Below are 21,969 nucleotides of genomic sequence, written 5' to 3' on the forward strand. Positions count from 1 at the left end.
GCTCCTTTTAAGATGACGTGTACCAGTTAATTAAGCGGATAAGTGCTTTAACCGATGGGCGATAGGTACTTGGTGTGATTCCTTCAGAAGTCTTGGAAGGTTTTGTGTTCACTTCAATGATCCAGGGGTGACCATTTTTATCAGAAGACATGTCGATTCCAAGCTCCGCAAATACTCCTTCACTTTCACGATCAATGATCTGTGAAATCTCACAGGCCAATTCGGGAAGGATTCGCTTCATTTGTCTTTTCATTGAATCCTCTAAGGGGGTGAGCCCCTCATCAAACTTTTTTAGTAACGCGCCGCGTGCAATATTGGATACGAACTGGTCATTTGTTCTAGAAACGCGCGAAACGGCTGAGACAACTGACCACTTGTCTCCAATACCTTTCAAGCATAAAATGCGGAAATCAACGGGGCATCCATTGACCTCAATTAGGGGAATGCCTTGTTGAATAAGATAAGGAATCGTTTTAGATCGTGAGCGAATGGTCGTATAAATGTTTTGAAGCGAATGTGACGTGAGCGTTTGATTGCCATTAAAGCTTGAGTAATCAAGGTAATAGAGATCATCTTTCTGAGTGATTCGAAAAATATGTTTTCCCTGACTTCCATTTAAAGGTTTCAAATAAAGGATAGGGTATTTATCGATCATGAAATGAATATCGTCGATTGTCTCTAACAAAACCGTTTCAGGAAGATAGGGTGCGACTTCATCGTAAGAAAGTAACTTCTGATGAACATCCCATTTATCAAGAAAGGATTCATTAAAATAGGGGATCTGTTGATCACGCCAATAGGTTTTTAATTGTTGAATGTAAACGGATTTCTCAAGCTTTCTCGAATGAATTCGATTATAGATGACAGAAGGGATGGGTAGCGTGGCTTCTACCCAGTCACGTTGGTTCCAAATCATACCCGAGACTTTAGTGTCACTCCACGGTTTTAGTGTGTAAACATAGAACAGAATATGATGCTCTTCGCAGTATTCTGCGACTTCTTTACAGAATTCCGTATAGGATCCGAATGGTGTTTCTTTCAGTCTAGAAATGTTAATCGCAAGACAGAAAATAGGACCGATTGAGAGCATTTGTTGCTGATGACTATAGGTAAGTGTAATCGGAAGAGATTGATTTGGAAGAGACAGAGAAGCTAGTAGTTCGGGTGAACAATATACGGTATGACTTGATGAAGTGCGATAGACCTTGACTGTTACAAATTCCTCAAGCACGCCACATCGAAGTCTAAGTGATGTATCTGAAAGCTTCCATTTTGAGGCGATGTTTTCTGGAATGGAAAGGGTATGATTGGATTGAGCTGAGGTTGAATTCTCTGGTTGTAAAATAATCTTTTCAGTATGTTTCATTCAAGACCCTCGTTCAACGTTTTTTCTTTTTTTACCTTCCTTTAACTGGATAGGCAATAGCGGATATCGTATACTATGAAGATGGAGTTTACTATGTGAACGTGAGAAATAGAAAGGTTGAGGTACGATGTCGTCCATTATCATAACGATCCTATTTATGATTGCCATTGGTGCAGTTATAGGTGGGTTTACAAATTCGTTAGCTATTAAAATGCTATTTAGGCCATATGAAGCTCGTTATATAGGGAAATGGAAAGTTCCATTTACCCCAGGATTAATTCCAAAACGTAGAGATGAGCTAGCAGTCCAGCTAGGTAAAATGGTCGTTGAACATCTTCTAACGGCTGAGGGAATACAGCAAAAAATGAACGATCCAGTATTCAAGCGTACGATGATTGAATACGCGCAAAAAGAAGTTCTTAAACTTTTAGAGTCTGATGAGAAAATTGAAAAACTTTTAAAGAAAGGTCTTCATCTAGAGGATCCAGCCAAAGATATTAGAGCGAATGCAAGCTCCTACATCAATGGGAAAATTGAAAAGAAACTATTGGATTTGAAAAATAAAGAACTAGCTGAGATTCTTCCGGAAAAAATGCAAACGAGAATTGATAGCTCAATCGAACCAATTGCTGATCTCGTTTTAACAAAAATTAGTGATTACATTGCTTCTGCTGAGGGCAAACATAAGCTTTCTGTTATGATAGACCGTTATCTTGCAGATCGAGGAACGCTTGGAAGCATGATTAACATGTTTTTTACAAACACAAGACTGGTAGATAAAGTACAGCCTGAGTTACTTCGTCTTCTTAAGCAAGACGATATTCAAAGTGTCATCATAACGATGCTTGAGAAAGAGTGGAATTCGCTTAAAGAAACGAAAATTGCAGCGTTTGAAGATAAATTTAATTCAGAAGAACTTGTCAAAGAGGTTACAGATCTCATTGTGAATGAACTCCCAATTAATCACGTTCTGAATCTTAGTCTATCGGAAGCAGTTGATCCATATAAGGAGCGCATTGTTGAAGACATAGTTCCACGACTAGTAGATGCTGCTGGTCAGTATCTCAGTCAGAATCTACAGCCACTCATGGAACAACTACACCTGGCAGACGTAGTGAAAAGTCAGGTGGAGACGTTCTCTGTTGGACGTCTTGAAGAGATGGTTCTTTCGATTTCACGTCGCGAATTTAAGATGATCACGTACCTTGGAGCTGTGCTCGGAGGAATGATTGGTTTAATTCAAGGAGTAATCATTACCCTTATTGGATGAATTTCGTGTCAGTCTTTGTTATAGTGGTGAAGTACAGGGTTATGAGAGCGAAATAATCCTCATTTACTAAGGAGGTATATACAATGGCAGAGAAAAATCTTTACGACGTAGCATACGAATTAGAAAGCGCAATGCGTGAGCACGAGGACTACACAAAGCTTAAAGAGTTATATGATCAGGTAAACCAGGATGAAGTAGCAAAGAAACTTTTTGATAACTTCCGTAACATGCAAATGGAGCTTCAACAAAAGCAAATGAGTGGTCAACAGATCACAGAGGAAGAAGCTCAAACGGCTCAACAACAAGTTGAACTTGTTCAGCAGCATGAAGTGATTTCTCAGTTGATGCAACAAGAGCAGCGCATGAGCCAGGTTATTCAGGACATCAACAAAATCGTAACGAAGCCTCTAGAGGACCTTTACGGTAGCCCTGAAGAAGACGTTCAGCAATAATACAAAAAACGGTTCACCCAATTGGGTGAACCGTTTTTTGTATTCATAGTACCGATTACTTGTTCATAAGAAGTAAGTTAGCGTATAACCTTTGTTGCTGTGTGATTTTGGGTTTATTCGAGTGAAACAAATGCTTCAATCGAATAAGCACAAAATGAGAGAGGTGGTATTAAAATATAAAAAAATAAGGACTATGAAGCGTTTTCTATTACGCCAACAACTTCAAATTGAGTTGGTTGCGAAATGATCGTTTCTTCAATGGCGCACTCAGGACAATTTAATTGAAGTTCTCTTTTCTCATTTCCTCCAATAGTACCTCGAAATTCATGATCACATTCAGAGCATTTGTAAATGTGTGGTTCATTGAATTCTCCTGTGCAGTCAAACCTGATTCTCTCTTTTCCATTGGTCATAAGTAAAACCCCTTTCGTTATTTGTAATCTATTTGTAATAAACTAGTTTCATATTAAAACTTCCCACGGTGTCCGTATTCTAAACGCCAAATTCATCCAAACATGTCATTATCATAAATTTAAGTGATAAGACAAGAATTACGAGTCATAGAGATAAGTGTTATAAGGACTACTTTTTACACAGGAGGGATCCGAATGGTCTATCAACTTCTTGCCTTAGATATTGATGGGACTTTGCTTAGATCCAATCATAAAATTGATAAGGAAACAAAGGACGCTATTAGCTATGTGAGAGAAAAGGGAGTTTACGTTACGCTAACGACTAGTCGCAACTTTGCATCTGCTAAGAAAATTGCAAAGGCGGTGAAGTTAGATGATGTGATGCTCGTTACTCATAGCGGCGCGTTTATTGCTGAAGAGGTTGAAGAACCGGTTTATGAAGAGAGAATACCCAATCAAGATGTTCGTGAGATTGTTAAGATCCTTGAAGGATTTGACTGCCATATTCGCATTATTCATGAACGATTAGCCGTTGGTAATCGCGTAAAGCATAATCATTACTTATCTGCTAAAATGACGCTCGGAATAGGAGATCCATTATTCTACCCCGTGAACTTTGTTGAAACCTTAAGTGAGTATCTCGAAAAGAAAGATTTATCCCCTCCGAAAATTGACGCTCATTTCTTTAATGAAGAAGAAAGAGAGGAAGCCCGTCTCCTGTTAGAAGAGCGAATTCCTTCTATTTCGGTTGTTCGATCGACAAAATGTAATTTTGGAATCATTCCAAAAGGCGTCTCAAAAGCAAAAGGATTGCGCATTTTAGGAGAGAAATTAGGAGTATCTGTCGATCAAATGGTTGTAATTGGCGATGCGGATTGTGATGCTGAAATGATTCGTCAAGCAGGCCTTGGTGTCGCGATGGGAAATGCTTCTTATGAGCTAAAACGACTTGCGGATTGGGTAACCCGCTCAAATGATCAACAGGGCGTATCCTACATGGTTAAAGAAGTTTTTAGAAGACAAATGCGAGTTCAATTAAAAAGGTAATGGTTAAAGAGAATATAGACGCCTTCATCGAACCCTGGCGATTTATGGGGAATGAAGGCGTTTTTTATGTTACTTTTGAATCATTTTAACAGAATGAAAAGGCTTTCACGAAAAAACCGCTAATATGTATAATGTTTGATAATTTTGAATTCTGGAGGGATAGTATGCAAAAATTACTCGACTTGAATCCAAAGGTGACTGAATTTCTGAAAGGAACGAAAAAACTTTATATTAATGGTCAATGGAAGGATTCGTTATCAGGAAGAACATTTGATACCCTAAACCCCTCAACTGGTGAAGTGCTTGCAACAGTTAGTGAAGCCGTGAAAGAAGATATTGATGAAGCCGTTATGGCAGCTCGTAAAGCTTTCGACAGTGGTCCGTGGTCGCGCATGTCTGCGTCAGCTAGAAGCCGATTAATTTATAAGCTTGCTGATTTAATGGAAGAAAATAAAGAAGAACTTGCCATGCTTGATACGCTTGATAACGGAAAGCCGATTCGTGAAACGCAGAATGCCGATGTACCACTAGCGATTGAGCACTTTAGATACTACGCTGGCTGGTCAACAAAAATTATGGGACAAACTATTCCAGTTAATGGACCATATTTTAATTACACACGTCATGAGGCCTTAGGGGTTGTTGGACAAATCATTCCATGGAATTTCCCTCTACTTATGGCGGCATGGAAGCTTGGAGCAGCTTTAGCGACGGGGTGTACCGTTGTTCTTAAACCTGCGGAGCAAACACCACTTTCAGCTCTATATCTAGCGCAGCTGATGGAGGAAGCTGGATTCCCTGAAGGCGTTGTGAACGTCGTACCAGGGTACGGTGAAACAGCAGGTGATGCACTAGTTAAGCATCCAAATGTAGATAAAATTGCATTTACAGGATCAACTGATGTAGGTAAGTATATTATGAACCAGGCTTCGAATGATTTGAAGCGAGTGACGCTTGAGCTGGGAGGTAAATCACCAAATATTATTTTACCAGATGCTGATATGACAAAAGCGATACCAGGCGCGTTAAGCGGTATTATGTTTAATCAAGGACAGGTTTGCTGTGCTGGATCAAGACTATTCGTACAAAAGAAAGCCTATGATAATGTGATGGCTGATTTAGTGAGTCATAGTCAAAAGATCAAGCAGGGAGCAGGATTGGATCCTGAAACGCAAATGGGACCACTCGTATCCGCTGAGCAGCATGAACGCGTAATGAGCTATATTTCAAAAGGGCAGGATGAAGGTGCTGAGTTACTTACTGGAGGACAGGTTCCTTACGATAAGGGATATTATGTCCAACCTACGATTTTCTCTGATGTGGATGATAAAATGACCATTGCAAAAGAGGAAATCTTTGGACCAGTAGTAGCCGCAATGCCGTTTGAAGACCTTGATGAAGTAATCGAGCGAGCGAATGCTTCGAATTATGGACTAGCTGCTGGACTATGGACAGAGAACCTCAAGTCCGCACACTATGTTGCAAACAAAATTAAAGCTGGTACTGTTTGGGTGAATTGCTATAATGCATTTGATGCGGCTTCTCCATTTGGTGGCTATAAGCAATCTGGTATGGGAAGAGAAATGGGCTCCTATGCACTAAATAATTACACAGAAGTGAAGAGCGTTTGGATTAACTTAAAATAACAGTAGAAAACCGCTCGTCCTTTACGGACGGGCGGTTCTTTTTAATGTTCTATTCTTAGGTGAAGTACTTCCAAAGTTTCAATTCGATCAGCTAATCATCAGAAAATCAAAATATGATAGCGCTATCTTTTTAATACGATTAATTTACCAGCAGAGGATACAACTCGTGCCGTATGGTTTTCAAAACCTTTTTGCTTTAAGAGTTCTTCGCCAACTTTTTTTGCTTCTTTGTCATCCTGTGCGTCAAAGCTTTCATCTAGAACAGTCTCTCCGCTTTTTTCGAATGCCGTGATAATGTACTTTTCCATATTATCGCCTCCTCCTTTTAGTTTACCGATGTAATAATTTCTTGTCACTTATTTTTAGAAAAAACGAATCTTTTGAGAAAACGAAACGTTATACTAGTTGGGAAGCTATTTTTCATGTAATGAATGTCAATATAAAGGGGGAAGCTATGCTCGAATTTCAGAATGTATCAAAAAGATTCGGACCTTTTACAGCAGTAGAAGGACTTAATTTATCAATTCCTGAGAATGAGATTTTTGGGTTACTTGGAGGTAACGGAGCGGGTAAGACAACAACATTTCGAATGCTATTACGCCTCATTGATCAAACAAATGGAACGATTAGCTGGAAGAAAGAAGAAATATCTTATGATTCAAGCCATTTAATTGGCTATTTACCTGAAGAACGCGGTCTTTATCCAAAGATGAAAGTGAAAGATCAATTAATTTATCTTGGCAAGTTACGTGGGATGAAGAAAGCTGATATTGAGAAAGAAATTGTTATATGGCTTGATCGTTTCAATGTGCCAGAATATCTTGATAAAAAGGTAGAAGAATTATCAAAAGGAAATCAGCAAAAAATACAATTTATTGCAGCAGTTATTCATAAGCCAGAGCTTCTCATTCTTGATGAGCCATTTAGCGGGTTGGATCCAGTAAATGTGGAAGTGTTGAAAGAAGCTGTTCTTGATTTAAAGAATGCAGGAACAACGATCTTGTTTTCTAGTCACCGAATGGAGCATGTGGAAGAACTTTGTGAGCATCTTTGTATACTACATAAAGGAAAAGCAGTTGTTTCTGGGAACTTAAAAGAAATCAAGCGTTCTTATGGTAAGAAAAACATTATCATTGACGTTGATTTTGATCTAACATTTCTAGAAAATATTGAAGGGGTTCATCACATAAAGCAAGGAATGAATCATAGCACTGTTCAAATAGCAAATGAGCAAGTTTCTCAGAAGGTTTTACACGAGTTGATGAACAAAGGGTTTGTTAGAAAGTTTGAACTAGAGGAGCCGTCATTAAACGATATCTTTATTGAGAAAGTGGGTGCGGCATATGAATAAATTTCTTATTGTCCTCTCCCAAACATATTTAAATCGACTGAAGTCCAAGGCATTTATTATTACAACGGTTATTACGCTACTTATGATCTTTCTCATTACAAATCTTTCTACCATTATAGATAATTTCGATTCGAGTGAAGCGGATCGAGTGGGAGTCATCGATACAGCTTCGTATTATACACAACTTGAAAACCAAATGAAGATGATGGAATCTGATATTGTATTAGAAAAATTCGATGGCTCTGAAGAAAAAGCCGAACAGGCTATTGAAGAGGGTGATCTCGATAGCTATTTGATTCTTAAAGAAAACGAAAATTCCGAACCGACGGCCCTTTATAAAGCGGAGACAGTAGCAGAACAAGTCACTCCACAAGTTCTTGAATCAGCACTTCAGCAATTGAAGAGTACAATTGCTGCTGAGAAAGCAGGGGTTACTCAGGAGCAGCTTAGTAAAATCGACCAACCTGTCCAGTTTCAAAAAGTTGCACTCGAAAAAGGAGCAAAGACAGAAGATGAATTAAATCAAGCAAGAGTGTTCGTTTATGTACTTCTATTCGTCATCTATTTTTCAGTGATTTTCTATGGAAATATGGTTGCTGTGGAAGTGGCGACAGAGAAATCATCAAGAGTAATGGAAATCTTAATTTCAAGCGTTTCGCCAGTCAAGCAAATGTTTGGGAAAATACTTGGAATTGCCTTACTCGGTTTAACACAATATGCGATCATTATTGCAAGTGGGTACCTCTTTATGCAAATGCAGGAAGATGAGCTCGCAGAAGCAGGTTTCCTATCCTTTCTTAATTTTAGTAACCTTTCAGCTTCACTCATCATTTATGCGATCGTATTCTTTATTCTTGGCTATTTACTGTATGCGACGATTCTTGCAATGGTAGGCTCACTCGTTAGTAGAGCAGAAGAAGTTCAGCAAATGATTATGCCAGTCCAGTTTCTCATTATCATCGCTTTCTTTATTGCGATGTTTGGACTAAGTACGCCGTCTTCTACATTTGTCACCATTTCGTCCTTCATTCCCTTCTTTACACCAGTAGTGATGTTCTTACGGGTAGGTATGCTCTCCATTCCATTCTGGGAAGTAGCCATTAGTCTTGCACTCCTAATTGGATCGATTGTGTTTTTTGCAATCATCGGGGCGAAAGTTTACAGAGGTGGTGTTCTCATGTATGGGAAATCATCTTCTTTAAAAGATATAGGCAAAGCGTTAAAGCTATCACGACGTGAGTAATAGCTTTCAACTAACAATCTAGAAAGTTCCGGAACTTTAGTTCCCGGGACTTTTCTTTTTTTTCTTGTCGCATGATGAGTATAAAATCATTGAATGAGAAAAAGCGGAATCGTGCGAACGTGCGCTCGTTTGATTATGGTAAAATGAGAGATAGAGAGCATTAGAAAGGGAGATGAGTGATGAAAGAAGTAACCTTTCTGCACTGCGCGGATCTTCATTTAGACAGACCATTTTCCGGTACAAATCAGTTACCTAAATCCATCCATGAGTTTGTTCGAGAAAGTGCCTATCGTTCATTACGAACAATCGTTGATATTGCTATTAATCAACGGGTAGATTTTGTGCTGTTTGCAGGAGATTTATTTGATAGTAGCTATCGTAGCTTGAAAGCACAGATGATTTTATTACAACAATTGAAAAGATTGGATGAGGCAGGCATTTATAGCTATCTTTCTCATGGAAATCACGATGCGCTAGATGGAGAATGGGTTGATTTAACGTGGCCAGATACAAGTTATTTTTTTGGAGCGGAAGTAGAATCGGTTTCGTATAACAGAGATCAGACACCAATCGCATATATTCATGGCTTTAGCTATCCCACGCGTCATGTGAATGAGAAAATGGTAAGTGCATATGAAAGGGTAGATGAAGAGAGTTTCCAGATCGGAATGCTTCATGGGAATTTAGAAGGACAAACAGAACATTCTTCCTATGCTCCATTCACAATAACTGAACTAATGAATAAGAAATTTGATTACTGGGCTCTTGGGCATATTCATCAGAGAGCAATACTATCAGAAGAGCCCTTTATTGTTTATCCCGGTAATATACAAGGAGCACACTCGAAAGAACGTGGTGAAAAAGGGTGTTATGTTGTAAAGTTAAGCGATTCTGAGCCATCGCTTGTTTTTCATCATACCGCTGATGTAACCTGGCACAAGTCTATTATTGATATTGGACAGTGTGATACGATCCAAGATCTTTTAAATAACTGTGAAGAAATTTTGAACCAGGAAATTTTCTCTACTGGAGGACATTTCATTAATCTTGAATTAGTTGGCAATAGTCCGATACATTCAGAGTTAATACATGGGGATCATTTAGAAGATATATTGCAGACGCTACAACTTAATAGAGAAATGGAAGACGAAGGATTTGTTTGGCCATATAAATTCACACTAAAATCAATGCCACTCTGGGATCGCGAGAATTTAAAACAGCAGAATGGATTTTTACAGGATATTTTATTTACCTCTGATCAGTACGAGCATTCCCAAATGAAAGAAGCGTTAGCTCCGCTATTTGAACATAGACGAGCTAGAAAAGCTCTACACCCCATTGAAGACGAGCAACAATTAATAAAAGAAGCTGAAGAGCTATTACTTACATATCTCATTGAGTCAAAAGGTGGTGAGAGTTAATGAGGTTACTCGGTCTAACAATTTACGGGTTTGGTAAATTTGAGAATTACGAAATCGAAGACGTTTCAACTGAACTTCAGCTTATCTTTGGAGAGAATGAGGCAGGGAAATCTACACTTATCTCTTTTATTGAATATGTTTTATTCGGTTTTCCTAGCAGGCAGGAGAACTATTATGAAATGAATCATCTCTCGCGTTTTGGAGGTAGTCTCTTTGTAGAAGAAAGTGGTGAAGCATTTAGAATTGAACGGACGAGGGATAGGAATTCTGAAAATCTTTATATCTATTTTCGAGATGGTACTTCAGGAAATAGTGATGATTTAAAAAAGCTCTTAAAAGGAATGAATCGAGCTAGTTTTAGACAAATTTTCTTTTGTAACCTTACTACTTTAAATAATGATCATCATTATGATGAAGAAGCGTGGAATCAAGTCCTTTATGAAGCAGGAATGAGCGGTGGAGCTTCATTACTTGAAATTGAAAAGAATTTTGACAAGTGGCAGGGTGAAATTTTTAAGCCTGGAGGAAGAAAACCTCAACTCAATCAAGATGTGGAATCCTACGAGTCTTTAAAGAAGAAAACAAACGAATGGGAAAAGAAAAATGAGAACTACAATGAACTTATCAAAAAGACAAAGGAGTTAGAAATAAAAGTTCAAGAAAATGCTGAGCGGTTGCAATTTATCCAAAATGAGCAGCGAAAGCTTGAGCGTGAGAAGCACATCATTCCTTTATTGAATGAGAAAAAAAGACTTGAAGAAGAGATCGAGAATCTTCCTGAGTTTCATCCTTTTCCTGAAGAAGGACTTATAAGAATGGATAAATGGAAAGAACAAGCTGTTCTTCTTTCTGGGGAATTAGAAGGGTTAAAGAAACGAAAAGAACGACTAGAAAATGATATTCATCACGCTCAGTTGCTTCCTGATTCGAATGCGTTTTTACAAGAGGTATCTTATTGGAATGAAGAAATGATTCTTTATCGTGGGAGAGCAGAAGAAAGAAGAAGACTGCAGAGTGAGATACGCTCACTTAATACAACTTTAGAATCAGAGCTAATGGAATTTGGTCAGACTGAAGAAGCTCTTAAGTCCATCCATCCGACCTTTACTGGACGTGAGAGTCTCAAACAATTGGTGGCGTCCTATCAGCTTTCTGATCAGAAATACCAGTATATTCAGGAAGCTTTTCTTTCTGCACGAGATGAACTGGAGAAAGAGGAGAATGAGTATGATCGTCTGAAAACACGCCTTCTTTCACCGAAAGATCGGGAAGGGTTAGAAAAAGAACAATCGTCTTCTACTAATCAGAAGTGGTCGTTTGGGATGATAGCTGTCGCGTTATTAGTCTTTATTATTCTTGGCATTTATGAAAGTTGGCTGCTTGGTTTTGTAGCCGCGGCTATAGTGGTAGGTGGTGCCATTTTAATGAGAATGACCTCTAAAAGTACTGAGACGAAGAGTGAAGATGAGGTGCTTATTCGCGATAGAGAGTTGAGGAGACAAGCTGAGTCAATAAAAGACCAGGTCGATCGCCTTAATCGAACCTATTTGAAAGCAGCTGAAAAAGTAGACTTGTGGGAAGCAGAAAGGTATCAACTTGATGATAAGTTGAAAGAGTGGAGAACGATTCATGCTTTTCCTGAGTACATTCCTACCGATTCATTGCTTGATGCTTTTGATAGGATTGGGTCAATTAAGAAGGTTCAGACGGAACGAAATCAAAAGCAGCAGCAAATAGAAGATCTTGACTACAGTTTAACGGTAGTTGAAGATAGAATAAAGAAACTATGCGAGCGTGCAAATGTTTCCTACCAGGAGCCTGATAAAGCGATACAGCTATTGCTGCAGAAGGCAGAGGAACAAAGAGAATTAATGAGAGACATAGACCTCGCAACAAACAAGCTTCAAGAACTTGAAGAGCAGCTTGGTGGGGGAACCGAAAAGTGGCAAAGCTGTAATGATGAAATGAACAAGCTGATGCGCTTAGCAGGTGAAGATAATGAGGAAGCGTTTCGTGTGAAGGGAAAGGCTCATAAAGAAGCACAAGAGCTTAAACGACAGCTCGCAATGATTACTTCCCAATTAAGTGATGAATCGTTCGTGGAGCATACTACGGTGGAAGAAATCGATTATCATCGTGAACAGCTGGAGCACGAAGAGACTTCTATTATGAAAAAGCAGCAAGGTCTTTATCAACAGATTGCAAGTGAAAACGAACAAATTCGTCTCTTAACAGAAGATGGAACTTACGAAGAACTTCTCTTACAGCGTCAGCAGAAGGAAGATGAGATTAATTCTCTTGCGTGGAAATGGTCTGTACTGAAGGTAGCATCTGATTTTCTAACGAGGGCGAAGGCGAGGTATCAGGAAGAACGTCTCCCCGCGGTCATAAAGAAAGCAGAGAGCTATTTCAACATAATCACAGAAGGGCGGTATACAGCTATTTATCCTCCTGTAGAAGGTAATAAATTTCGAGTGCTGAACGTGGACGGCCGAGCATACAAGCCGTCTGAGTTAAGTAGAGGCACGGCAGAGCAGTTATACCTTTGTATAAGACTTTCGCTTGCGTCTATTTCGACAGTTCAGATGCCTATTTTTCTCGATGACATCTTTGTGAACTTTGATGAAAAAAGAACTGATGTTGCGAAAGCATTTATTAAAAGATTTTCAAAAGACAATCAGGTTATTTTATTAACGTGTCATTCATCTACAACAGTTGGGATAGATGACAGGATTCACATACTTGATCCGTCGCCAGCTTCCACAAAAAAAGGGACAATCTAATGAGGTGATCTTATGGAAGAAGTTTATAAAATACATTTAGTTGAAGATGAAGAAAATCTAGTGCAAATCTTAAAAACGTATATGGAAAAAGAAGGGTTTCAAGTTAAAGCGTTTATGAGTGGTGAGGAAGCACTTGAGAGTATTCACGAATCTTGCCACCTGTGGATTCTAGATATCATGCTACCTGGGATAGATGGGTATGAGTTATTAAAGAAAATAAAAGCTGAAGACGACGTACCGGTTATTTTCATTTCTGCGAGAGATGAGGATCTAGATCGTATTGTAGGATTGGAATTAGGAAGCGATGACTATATTGCTAAACCATTTATGCCGAGAGAACTTATTATTCGCGCCAAAAAATTATTAAAGAGAGTGTACCAACAATCTTCCCAGAAAAGGTTTGAGATTGTGGAGTATGAAATAGATCCGGTATCGAGAAAAGTACTTGATCGAGGAGAGCCAGTTGAATTAACGACGAAGGAAATGGATTTAATTCTTTTCCTAGTCGAGCATGTGAATCAAACCTTATCCCGTGAACAAATTCTCGTTCAGGTATGGGGGGATGATTATGTGGGGTCAGATCGTGCTGTTGACGATGTGATTAGACGAGTAAGAAAGAAAATGCCACGCATGAACCTTGAAACGTCATACGGCCTTGGTTATCGGTTGATTACATGATTCGCTTAAATTTAACGAAACGAATCTGGCTCTCATTTATGATTCTTGTTCTGCTTGTTGGGGTAGTGATTGCGGTGATCTACCCTCTCTCCATTAAAGGCACGCTAACTGAAGAGACATATCAGATTATTGAAAGTGAGCAGCAGCGATATACGTTTCCGGATCAAGACGGGCCACTTCCTCCTCAAACGGATCAAGATTTTATTGAACGAAGAGACGCGGAGCGTTCGGTTGGCCATACGTTGATTACAAGACTTTATAGTGGACCATTGCAGGGAGACCCCATACCTGATGAAGTAATTATCGAAATGCGTAAAAACGCACTTGATCAGAAAGAAGAGAAGGGGCGCTATGAGTTAACGTATAATAATCAGGCATCCTTGTTTTATGTGATATCTAAAGTAGATGTTAACGGACAAGAAGCGTACTTTATCTCTTATATGTGGGACACGTATCGTAATCAAATGATTGATCGCCTCTGGTTTAGACTTATCATAATTTTGCTTTTTGCATTATTGCTTAGTCTTTTGCCTGCAGCGTGGATTGCAAGGTATTTACGGAGACCACTAACCGTTCTCGGAGAACGCTTCGATCAAATTGCTAACCGCAATTGGAAAGAACCTTTCAAGTGGGAAGGTGATGAAGAGTTCCAGAAGCTTTCCAATCAATTTGAATCAATGAGACAGAACTTAATGAGGTATGATAAGGCTCAGAAAACGTTTATACAGCATGCCTCTCATGAATTGAAAACACCAATTATGATCATTAAAAGTTATGCCCAATCCATTAAAGATGGCGTAATGCCAGATTCTCTTGATAATACAATGACAATTATCCTAAATGAGTCTGATCGGATGGATCAAAGGGTAAAAGGGATGCTTACTTATATTAAACTAGATTCCATTGATGAACCTGAGGGAAACTGGGAACCATTTCGATTTGGGGTTCTTGCTGAAGAGATTCGTGAACGATTCATGTACCAGCGTGAAGATGTGACGTTTACAATATCTGGTGAAAATGTTGAGTTGATGGCTGTTCACGAACAGATGTTAACTGCTATGGACAATCTTGTTCAAAATGCATTGCGGTATGCGAAAAGCGAAATTCACTTAAATGCAATCCAGAGGGATGAAACCATCATACTAGAAGTGTTTAATGATGGAGAAGAAATTTCGTTTCAAAAGGTAGAAAAAGAGCAGTTGTTTGAACCTTTCCAAAAAGGGGATAAAGGTCAATTTGGGATTGGTCTAGCTATTGTAAAGAAAATTGCTGAACGTCACTCAGGTAAAGCTGAAGTGGCGAACTTGGACCATGGTGTTGTTTTCTCAATTATATTGCCAAAAAAACGAAGCGAAAGGTCCTAATGATGTATTAGGGCTATGCTATACTAGGTAAATACATTTTGCCCCGGAGGTGGAAAGATGAAGGAATTCAAAGGAATCGGACATTATCGCGTAGGAGATCAAGTTGATCACTACTTATTAATTAAATCATCAGTAAAAGGTGTAGCAAGTAACGGAAAACCTTTCCTTACTTTAATTCTTCAAGATAAATCTGGAGATATTGAAGCAAAGCTCTGGGATGCTTCTCCAGACGATGAAGAAAGCTTTGATGCTCAGCAGATCATCAAGGTAAAAGGAGACGTGACAAGCTACCGTGGACGCAATCAGCTTAGAATTAAAGCGATACGTCTCGCAACAGACATGGATCAAGTCAAGGTGGGTGATTTCGTTGAAACGGCACCTCTTGAGATGAACGAAATCATGGAGAAAGTGACGCAATATGTATTTGAAATGCGTAATCCAAACATACAACGGATTACACGTCACCTTGTGAAAAAACACCAAAATGACTTTCTGACTTTTCCTGCAGCAACGAAAAATCACCATGAATTTGTGTCAGGCTTATCCTATCATGTTGTTTCGATGCTTGATATTGCCAAGTCGTTAGCGAATCTTTATCCTTCTCTAGATACGGATCTGCTATATGGTGGGATAATCCTCCATGATCTTGGAAAAGTAGTTGAACTGTCCGGATCCATTGCAGCAAGCTATACGAATGAAGGGAAATTACTTGGCCATATTTCCATCATGGTTAATGAAATCGGTCAGGCTGCAAAAGAATTAGAAATTGACGGTGAAGAAGTGATGCTTCTTCAACATCTTATCTTAAGTCATCATGGAAAAGCGGATTGGGGGAGTCCTAAACCTCCTATGATTCGTGAAGCAGAAATGCTGCATATGATTGATAACATTGATGCGAAAATGAATATGCTCGATAGAGCTCTTGATAAAGTAGAACCTGGCGAATTTACTGATCGAGTGTTTGCACTTGATAATCGTTCATTCTACAAGCCTAAAATGAGTACTATTGATAGCTCGAAAAAATAAAACAGGCAAATCCAAGAGAAATGTGCTCTATGAGCCGTTTCTCTTTTTTTATGGTCATGTTACGTTAATTGTAAGCGTATAAACAAGCCAAGTATCCATTCAATTTACTAACTTAGCCTTAGGATACATGCATAGTGGAGGAAGTACATGAGAATAAAAGATTGGGATCGGAATTTAAAGATACGGCTTTTGGGTGAAGGGATGATGAACATTCTTTTTTGGATGTTCTTCCCGTTTATGGCTATTTACTTTTCGGAGTCCTTTGGCAAAGGAATGGCCGGACTCTTACTTGTTTTATCACAGGTTGTTGCTGTTGTAGCTAACTTAGTAGGAGGATATTGTGCAGATCAGTATGGACGAAAGAAAATGATGTTTATCTCTGCAGTGGGTCAAGGACTCACCTTTGTCGTATTTGCTTTTGCAAACTCCCCATGGCTTGTTTCACCAATGCTAACGTTCATTAGCTTCTCCATTCTTGGGGTATTTGGGTCATTGTATTGGCCAGCTAGTCACGCAATGGTGGCAGATGTTGTGGCGGAAAAAGATCGTAATACGGTTTTTGCCGTTTTCTATACAGCTTTAAATATTTCTGTTGTTGTAGGGCCAATATTAGGCGGTCTTTTTTTCTTTCAACATCGATTCCCTTTACTTCTTATCGCTTCTATTGTCAGTTTCGCCGTCGCGGCATTGATTGCAATCTACGTTCGTGAAACAGCACCAGAGAAAAGAGAAAACAGTCTCGTTTCAGATTCATCTGTAAAATGGACAAGGTTTATTTGGGATCAGCTTCAAGATTATCGAATCATTGTTAAAGATAAGGTCTTTCTTTTATTTATACTTGCTGGAATACTAGTAGCACAAACGTTTATGCAGATGGACTTATTAATTGCCGTTTATTTGAGTGAAAAAGTACCTGACCAACCAGTGTTAACCTTCTTTAATACAGTCATTACTGCAGACGGAAATCGCATTTTTAGTTGGCTTATTTCAGAAAATGGGTTATTAGTTGCTCTATTAACAGTGTTTATGACGACTAAAATGAGTAAATTCAAAGAACGTAACGTCTTTATTTTCTCCTGCATGATTTATGCTGTCAGCATGATTTTATTTGGTCATGTAACGTCCGTTTGGCTACTTGCCATTGCGATGCTTGTATTTACGATGGGAGAACTGATGGTTGTGGGTATTCAAGAGGGTTTTGTATCACGCTTGGCACCGGAAAATATGCGCGGGCAGTATTTTGCGGCTGCAAGTCTTCGCTTTACAATTGGAAGAACTCTTGCACCAGCTGCCATCCCGCTCACAGCTCTCCTAGGGTTTCAATGGACTTTCTATCTCATTAGTTTCCTTGCGATCATTGCGGGAGTTATCTATTATGTAATGTTTGATATGCGAAGTAAACAGGGAGCGTACGGGCAATCATAATTCTTCTAGGAGGAATAAATCACGATCTTTGCTCATAAATTGTAGTAATTAATGGAGCTTGTACGAAAGAAGGAAAGGAAGTGCTTTAGGTGAGAAAGAGTGTTCTTATACTTCTTGGATTTCTATTGATTCTTAGTCTATTTCAGCTTACAGAAGTGTCTTCAACGTTATCGGGAGTATTCTCTTCATTTCCCTGGTGGCTCTATTTTGTACTAGCGGGGATTGTTTACAGCGGTTATAAAACGATGCAATTGACGGCTGAAGAGAAAAAAATCGATCAGATCCATATTGAAGAAGAAGGACGAGTATATGTGGAGAGAATGGAAGAAGAGCGGGAGCGGAGGAAACAGCGTATAACAGAACACTAAATAAAAAAAACGAAAGAGCTAATTTAGCTCTTTCGTTTTTTTATTTATTCATTTGACTCTTTGGACTCTTCTTCAGTGTTAGCACTGTCATCAGCTGGTTCGTCAGCAGCTTCTTCGACTTTAAAGAGATCTTCAAACTGATCGTCTTTTACTTTAATATCAGACTCTTTAATAAGCTCATCGATTACAGTTGGAACATCTTTTGCGTTTTGTAACATATATTGTTCTTCAACTTGTTCTTTAGCATCTTCAAACGGCATCACCGTTTTCTTCTTTAGCTTAATAATGTGATACCCAAATTGTGATTGGACGATATCACTTACTTCGCCCTCTTTCAATGCAAAGGCTGCTTCTTCAAACTCAGCAACCATGTCGCCTTTTTTGAAGACGCCAAGATCGCCACCGTTTTCAGCAGAACCATCTTTAGAATACTCTTTGGCAAGCTCAGCGAAATCGCCGCCATCTTCCAATTTCTTTTGAACTTCTTTAGCAGTGTCTTCATCGTCAACTAAAATATGGCTCGCTTCTAGTTCAGTGAAAAGGTTTTTGTTTTCATCGTAGAATTCTTTTAGCTTCTCATCTGAAACTTCTACTCCCTCAGTTGCAGCTTTTTGAGCTAATAGCTGCTTACGTACATCAACTTTGAATTGTTCAAGGTCTTTGTAACCATTTGATTGAAGGGCTTGTTCAAGTTGTTCATCGGTTTCAAAGTTTTCTTTAATTTTATCAAGTTCTGCATCGACTTCTTTATCGGATACATCATATTTATCTTCAAGAATTTTAGTTTGGACAAGGTCACTTAATACTGCTTCACCAGATTGATCTTTTAACGCTTGATAGAACTCTTCCTTTGTAACATCTCCAGCACTTGTTTCGACTACGGCTTCTGAATTATCCGCAGAGTCATTGCTACAAGCAGATATCGCGAGTAGGGCGATCAATGCAGAAAGCATTATGAACATTTTTTTCATCAAACATACACTCCTAAAGGGTTAGTTAAATTTAACAAAATTGTGATACAGTTAATACTATAGCATAGAAAGATAAGTGAAGTTAAATTCAATTGGAAATATGAGAAAAATTACACAAAACAGGCGAATTTTATGGGAAATTGATATAATAAAAGCGAGAATACAGTGTGATTCCCTAACCGGGTTAAAACCACTAAAAAAAGATGAGGCATTTGGCCTCATCTTTTTCAATCGTTCGTTTGGTAATAGGCTACCTAAGATTCTAAGTGAATAAAACTTCTACATATGAAGAAATGAGCAAAATAGTAATAAGAACGTTAATGGTTCTAAATACATTAGGCTGTTTTTCTTCAGGAATGTTTTTCTTCAAGCATAGTGCATTTGTCATTGAATTAAATGTGACTAGAATGAAAGTCGCAAATAGGATGAAGAATATTCCAATCATGGTCATTTCAGTACCTCCCAGAGTCCAATTCGATAATTCGAAGAAATATATAACGGTTTACTTTAACTTATCTTTCGATCCGTAGTATCATGGAAAATATTCGTCCCATAAGGAGCTGTTCAAATGTTTAAAAACCGATGGAAGGCGGCCTTTATCATTCTCTTCGCTGCCGTCATTCTCATCTTCGCAGGAATAGTAGGATTCTATCAATACTATTTTCCTGAAAGTGAAATTGCCAAACTCTCAAATGAGAAAAACACAGAAGAACCTTTTGAAACAACCTTTTCCATCCAGGTGAAAAAAGATGAATTGAACGAGATCATCAATCGAGAACTTGAAAAGTATAGCGAGAAACAGAAGAACATCGGTTATAATGTAAACCTTGATGAACTTGCAACTTTCCAGGGGTATGTGACGATTTTTGATCGTAAAGTTGATTTTTTTCTTAAGTTTGAGCCACAGGTACAGCCAAATGGTGACCTTTTATTAAAAGAAAAATCTTTTCAAATTGGTTTGCTTGAACTCCCAAGTGATAAAGTTCTTTCTTTTATAAAAAAGCAGGCATCATTGCCGCCTGAAATAACAATTGATTCTGATGAAGGGACAATCTACATGGCTGTAAGCGAATTAGAATTGAAGAATGATATGAAACTAAGGGCTAAATCATTCGATCTTCCTAATGATGAAATTGTTTTCGATGCTTACTATCCTATTAATTAGTTCCTTGTCCTAATATTATTATGAAGGAAGTCTCATAAGAATTCAATACTGCTGACCTAGTGGCCAATCCAAAAGAACAGAGCGCTGAATTTCAGCGCTCTGTTTTTATTCTATTAGCTATGTTAATGAGCTCAAAATCGAGCAATTACTGTTGGATAGCTAATCTATTAGGGGCATCATATTTTATTCTTTCTCTCTGAAGTCTATTGTTTAATAGAGTGTCAGATTAGTTATTAAGAAGCCCGTTTAATAAGAATATGGAAACCTTCACTTCGATCCTCAACATAAGCATTCTTCGGTGCACGGAGCACCTGAGAAGCGTAAAGGAAGTCACTAAAGCTAAACCCAAGATTTATAGCTGCTAGGATCGAGAAGAACGATACATAAGCTGGCATATAAACTGACGCAATTATAGCTGCGGTCGTAATCGAAATCGCAGGTGCAAGTGCCGCAATTAAAAAGAGGTTACGTGAAATTGGGCTGCACGTTTCACAGCGCATCATCGGTACGATCACAAATCCTTTTTCTAATTTCATTGTTGCTTTTAATCCGGCTATTGTTAAAGGAAGCCAGTGTATTAGCTTATGAATAGGGAAAAGGACAGCTAAGGAACCGAGAAACGGTAAAATTGGTACGATCGCATGTTTTGTTGTCGGGTATAACATACTGAACACAAGATAAAACGCAATAAAGTATAATAAGGTTAACAGCATCGAGAAAATCGTTAATCGATGTGTACCGAATTCGCGATGTAGATAAATCGATTTCCAACAATTCATAAGAATCACCTGCTTCCGTAGCTTTCAATTTAGTTGATGTTTATTGAATACTCGTATACTGTACAGCGATTCTCGGAAGAAATCAACACGTTTTTTTAGAAAGAAATTAGTCAAAATTATTTTGACAAAATCAGCGGTTTTTCGCGCTGGATTAGTCTGGAAAATACATTTCAATTTAAAACCCGTTCCGTTAAACTATAAGTACTATTAATTGCACAGTAAGGAGTTAAGTCAGATGGAAGCTATCCACAAAAGATTAGATAAAATTGAATTTCATATGCGCCTACTTGCAAAGATGGAAGAGGAAGGAGATTATCCCTTTTACCGCCTTGTGATTGACAGAGGGCTGACAGAGTCAGAAGTGTCAGAAGTATATCAATTATGCGTAGAGGTGAACCAAAAAATGCATGAGCAGATCGAGGAGGGTCTCTTGAACCGTTCCACGTTGCTCACGCATTTCGTAGGGATGTTAAATATTAAATTGGAGCCCCTCTCAACCATTAAAGCACTGCAATCTCAAGAAGAGGCTTATAGAGAACTTATGGAGACGCTATTAAAAGTGTCGCCTTATCGTTAGAAAAGATTGGAGCGCTCTTTATCATCTTGTTCAGTGAGTTCTTTAGAGAATTCACTTTCAAGCTTGGTGAAAGATTTTTGGAAGATTTCCATGAAGTCTTCACCATATAGGCCTTTAATGACACACATCATCTCAGTAAATTCAGGGAATTTACCGTATAGTTCTCTAATCGGCATGGAAGCTTTCAAAACACTATCTCGACTTGGTGAATAATGTTTCCATGTTTCCTGAAGCAGCTTCTCTCCCTTTTCGGTAAGCTGTACATATGTATTTCGCTTATCATTCTCTTTTTTTGAGAATGTGAGGAGAGACCTAGATTCAAGTTTTTTTGAAAAGTTAAACGCTGTTGAGACGTGCATAACGCCAAACTTCGCAATATCTGATATTGAAGAGCCGTCAAGATGATAAGCAATTGAAAGAATATGGTGCTCATTAATATTGAGATCGAATGGCTTGAGCCAATCTTGCCAATCTCGCTCAACAGATTTCCAAAGTGCTTTGCTTAATTGGCCGATTCGATGGCTAAAAATCATTGCTTCTTGAATAGAAATTTCCTGTTCTTCTTTCATAAATGCCCTCCTTTACAACTAGATGATTCAAGCTATATTAGAATATTGTTGATCT

At 38.5% G+C, this 21,969-nt stretch carries 22 protein-coding genes; 15 read left to right on the plus strand and 7 right to left on the minus strand.

The annotated features are described in order from the left end of the window. Positions 1-7: 7 nt before the first annotated feature. The gene (locus AC0VYH_RS02990) at positions 8-1,366 is read right to left on the minus strand and encodes a YheC/YheD family endospore coat-associated protein (protein ID WP_475366506.1); all 1,359 of its coding nucleotides are present in this window, start codon (positions 1,364-1,366) and stop codon (positions 8-10) included. A gap of 127 nt (positions 1,367-1,493) precedes the next feature. Between AC0VYH_RS02990 and AC0VYH_RS02995 the strand changes: the two genes are divergently transcribed. Then, positions 1,494-2,636, plus strand: a complete 1,143-nt coding sequence (locus tag AC0VYH_RS02995) for a DUF445 domain-containing protein (protein WP_475373273.1) — start codon at positions 1,494-1,496, stop codon at positions 2,634-2,636. An 83-nt stretch (positions 2,637-2,719) separates the two neighbouring features. Beyond that, positions 2,720-3,088 (plus strand): YlbF/YmcA family competence regulator, encoded by a 369-nt coding sequence (locus AC0VYH_RS03000; RefSeq protein WP_194220021.1) that lies wholly within the window; start codon positions 2,720-2,722, stop codon positions 3,086-3,088. A 191-nt stretch (positions 3,089-3,279) separates the two neighbouring features. Here AC0VYH_RS03000 and AC0VYH_RS03005 read toward each other — a convergent pair whose 3' ends face one another. Continuing rightward, entirely contained in the window at positions 3,280-3,501 is a 222-nt protein-coding gene (locus AC0VYH_RS03005; protein WP_475373274.1) for a hypothetical protein, read from the minus strand. Between the two features lie 195 nt (positions 3,502-3,696). Here AC0VYH_RS03005 and AC0VYH_RS03010 point away from each other — a divergent pair, with 195 nt between their 5' ends. After that, a complete protein-coding gene (locus AC0VYH_RS03010) occupies positions 3,697-4,548 on the plus strand; it encodes a Cof-type HAD-IIB family hydrolase (protein WP_404684046.1) in 852 nt (283 codons plus the stop codon). A gap of 164 nt (positions 4,549-4,712) precedes the next feature. Then, complete coding sequence (locus AC0VYH_RS03015) at positions 4,713-6,194, plus strand: aldehyde dehydrogenase family protein (protein ID WP_194220018.1); 1,482 nt, start codon at positions 4,713-4,715, stop codon at positions 6,192-6,194. 122 nt (positions 6,195-6,316) lie between these two features. Here AC0VYH_RS03015 and AC0VYH_RS03020 read toward each other — a convergent pair whose 3' ends face one another. Next, positions 6,317-6,502 (minus strand): YhzD family protein, encoded by a 186-nt coding sequence (locus AC0VYH_RS03020; protein WP_194220017.1) that lies wholly within the window; start codon positions 6,500-6,502, stop codon positions 6,317-6,319. A gap of 146 nt (positions 6,503-6,648) precedes the next feature. On the opposite strand from AC0VYH_RS03020, the gene AC0VYH_RS03025 reads away from it, so the two are divergent. From AC0VYH_RS03025 to AC0VYH_RS03065, 9 genes are all read left to right on the plus strand, one after another. Then, positions 6,649-7,545 (plus strand): ABC transporter ATP-binding protein, encoded by an 897-nt coding sequence (locus AC0VYH_RS03025; RefSeq protein WP_475373275.1) that lies wholly within the window; start codon positions 6,649-6,651, stop codon positions 7,543-7,545. Next, positions 7,538-8,788 carry an ABC transporter permease gene (locus AC0VYH_RS03030; RefSeq protein ID WP_475373276.1) on the plus strand — a complete coding sequence of 417 codons (1,251 nt, stop codon included), beginning with the start codon at positions 7,538-7,540 and terminating at the stop codon, positions 8,786-8,788. Before AC0VYH_RS03025 ends, AC0VYH_RS03030 begins: the two co-directional genes overlap by 8 nt. 179 nt (positions 8,789-8,967) lie before the next feature. Beyond that, a complete protein-coding gene (locus tag AC0VYH_RS03035; protein WP_475373277.1) occupies positions 8,968-10,209 on the plus strand; it encodes a metallophosphoesterase family protein in 1,242 nt (413 codons plus the stop codon). Then, complete coding sequence (locus AC0VYH_RS03040; RefSeq protein WP_475373278.1) at positions 10,209-12,992, plus strand: ATP-binding protein; 2,784 nt, start codon at positions 10,209-10,211, stop codon at positions 12,990-12,992. Before AC0VYH_RS03035 ends, AC0VYH_RS03040 begins: the two co-directional genes overlap by 1 nt. Before the next feature lie 12 nt (positions 12,993-13,004). Then, positions 13,005-13,670, plus strand: coding sequence for a response regulator transcription factor (locus AC0VYH_RS03045; protein ID WP_430243196.1), 666 nt, complete (start codon positions 13,005-13,007; stop codon positions 13,668-13,670). Continuing rightward, positions 13,667-15,034, plus strand: coding sequence for a sensor histidine kinase (locus AC0VYH_RS03050; RefSeq protein ID WP_194220011.1), 1,368 nt, complete (start codon positions 13,667-13,669; stop codon positions 15,032-15,034). Before AC0VYH_RS03045 ends, AC0VYH_RS03050 begins: the two co-directional genes overlap by 4 nt. A 57-nt stretch (positions 15,035-15,091) precedes the next feature. Continuing rightward, positions 15,092-16,060, plus strand: a complete 969-nt coding sequence (gene yhaM / locus AC0VYH_RS03055; protein ID WP_430243198.1) for a 3'-5' exoribonuclease YhaM — start codon at positions 15,092-15,094, stop codon at positions 16,058-16,060. Positions 16,061-16,207: 147 nt separating this feature from the next. Beyond that, on the plus strand, positions 16,208-17,485 hold the full coding sequence (locus tag AC0VYH_RS03060; protein ID WP_430243200.1) for an MDR family MFS transporter: 1,278 nt from the start codon (positions 16,208-16,210) through the stop codon (positions 17,483-17,485). Between the two features lie 89 nt (positions 17,486-17,574). After that, a complete protein-coding gene (locus tag AC0VYH_RS03065; RefSeq protein ID WP_283153030.1) occupies positions 17,575-17,853 on the plus strand; it encodes a sporulation YhaL family protein in 279 nt (92 codons plus the stop codon). 44 nt (positions 17,854-17,897) lie between these two features. Here the strand turns inward: AC0VYH_RS03065 and AC0VYH_RS03070 are convergent, their stop codons facing one another. Together AC0VYH_RS03070 and AC0VYH_RS03075 are read right to left on the minus strand one after the other, a co-directional pair. Further along, on the minus strand, positions 17,898-18,824 hold the full coding sequence (locus AC0VYH_RS03070; protein WP_475373279.1) for a peptidylprolyl isomerase: 927 nt from the start codon (positions 18,822-18,824) through the stop codon (positions 17,898-17,900). Positions 18,825-19,086: 262 nt separating this feature from the next. Continuing rightward, a complete protein-coding gene (locus tag AC0VYH_RS03075) occupies positions 19,087-19,269 on the minus strand; it encodes a hypothetical protein (RefSeq protein ID WP_194220063.1) in 183 nt (60 codons plus the stop codon). Positions 19,270-19,392: 123 nt separating this feature from the next. Between AC0VYH_RS03075 and AC0VYH_RS03080 the strand changes: the two genes are divergently transcribed. Next, on the plus strand, positions 19,393-19,989 hold the full coding sequence (locus AC0VYH_RS03080; protein ID WP_475373280.1) for a YpmS family protein: 597 nt from the start codon (positions 19,393-19,395) through the stop codon (positions 19,987-19,989). 233 nt (positions 19,990-20,222) lie between these two features. On the opposite strand, the gene AC0VYH_RS03085 is transcribed toward AC0VYH_RS03080, so the two are convergent. Beyond that, entirely contained in the window at positions 20,223-20,768 is a 546-nt protein-coding gene (locus AC0VYH_RS03085; protein WP_475373281.1) for a DUF3267 domain-containing protein, read from the minus strand. A gap of 235 nt (positions 20,769-21,003) precedes the next feature. Here AC0VYH_RS03085 and AC0VYH_RS03090 point away from each other — a divergent pair, with 235 nt between their 5' ends. Beyond that, positions 21,004-21,345 carry a DUF1878 family protein gene (locus AC0VYH_RS03090; protein WP_226616117.1) on the plus strand — a complete coding sequence of 114 codons (342 nt, stop codon included), beginning with the start codon at positions 21,004-21,006 and terminating at the stop codon, positions 21,343-21,345. On the opposite strand, the gene AC0VYH_RS03095 is transcribed toward AC0VYH_RS03090, so the two are convergent. Beyond that, complete coding sequence (locus AC0VYH_RS03095) at positions 21,342-21,914, minus strand: HTH-type transcriptional regulator Hpr (RefSeq protein WP_475373282.1); 573 nt, start codon at positions 21,912-21,914, stop codon at positions 21,342-21,344. The genes AC0VYH_RS03090 and AC0VYH_RS03095 overlap by 4 nt on opposite strands. Positions 21,915-21,969: the final 55 nt, after the last annotated feature.

It is taken from the genome of Anaerobacillus sp. QJM3NY_32 (genome assembly GCF_056173645.1).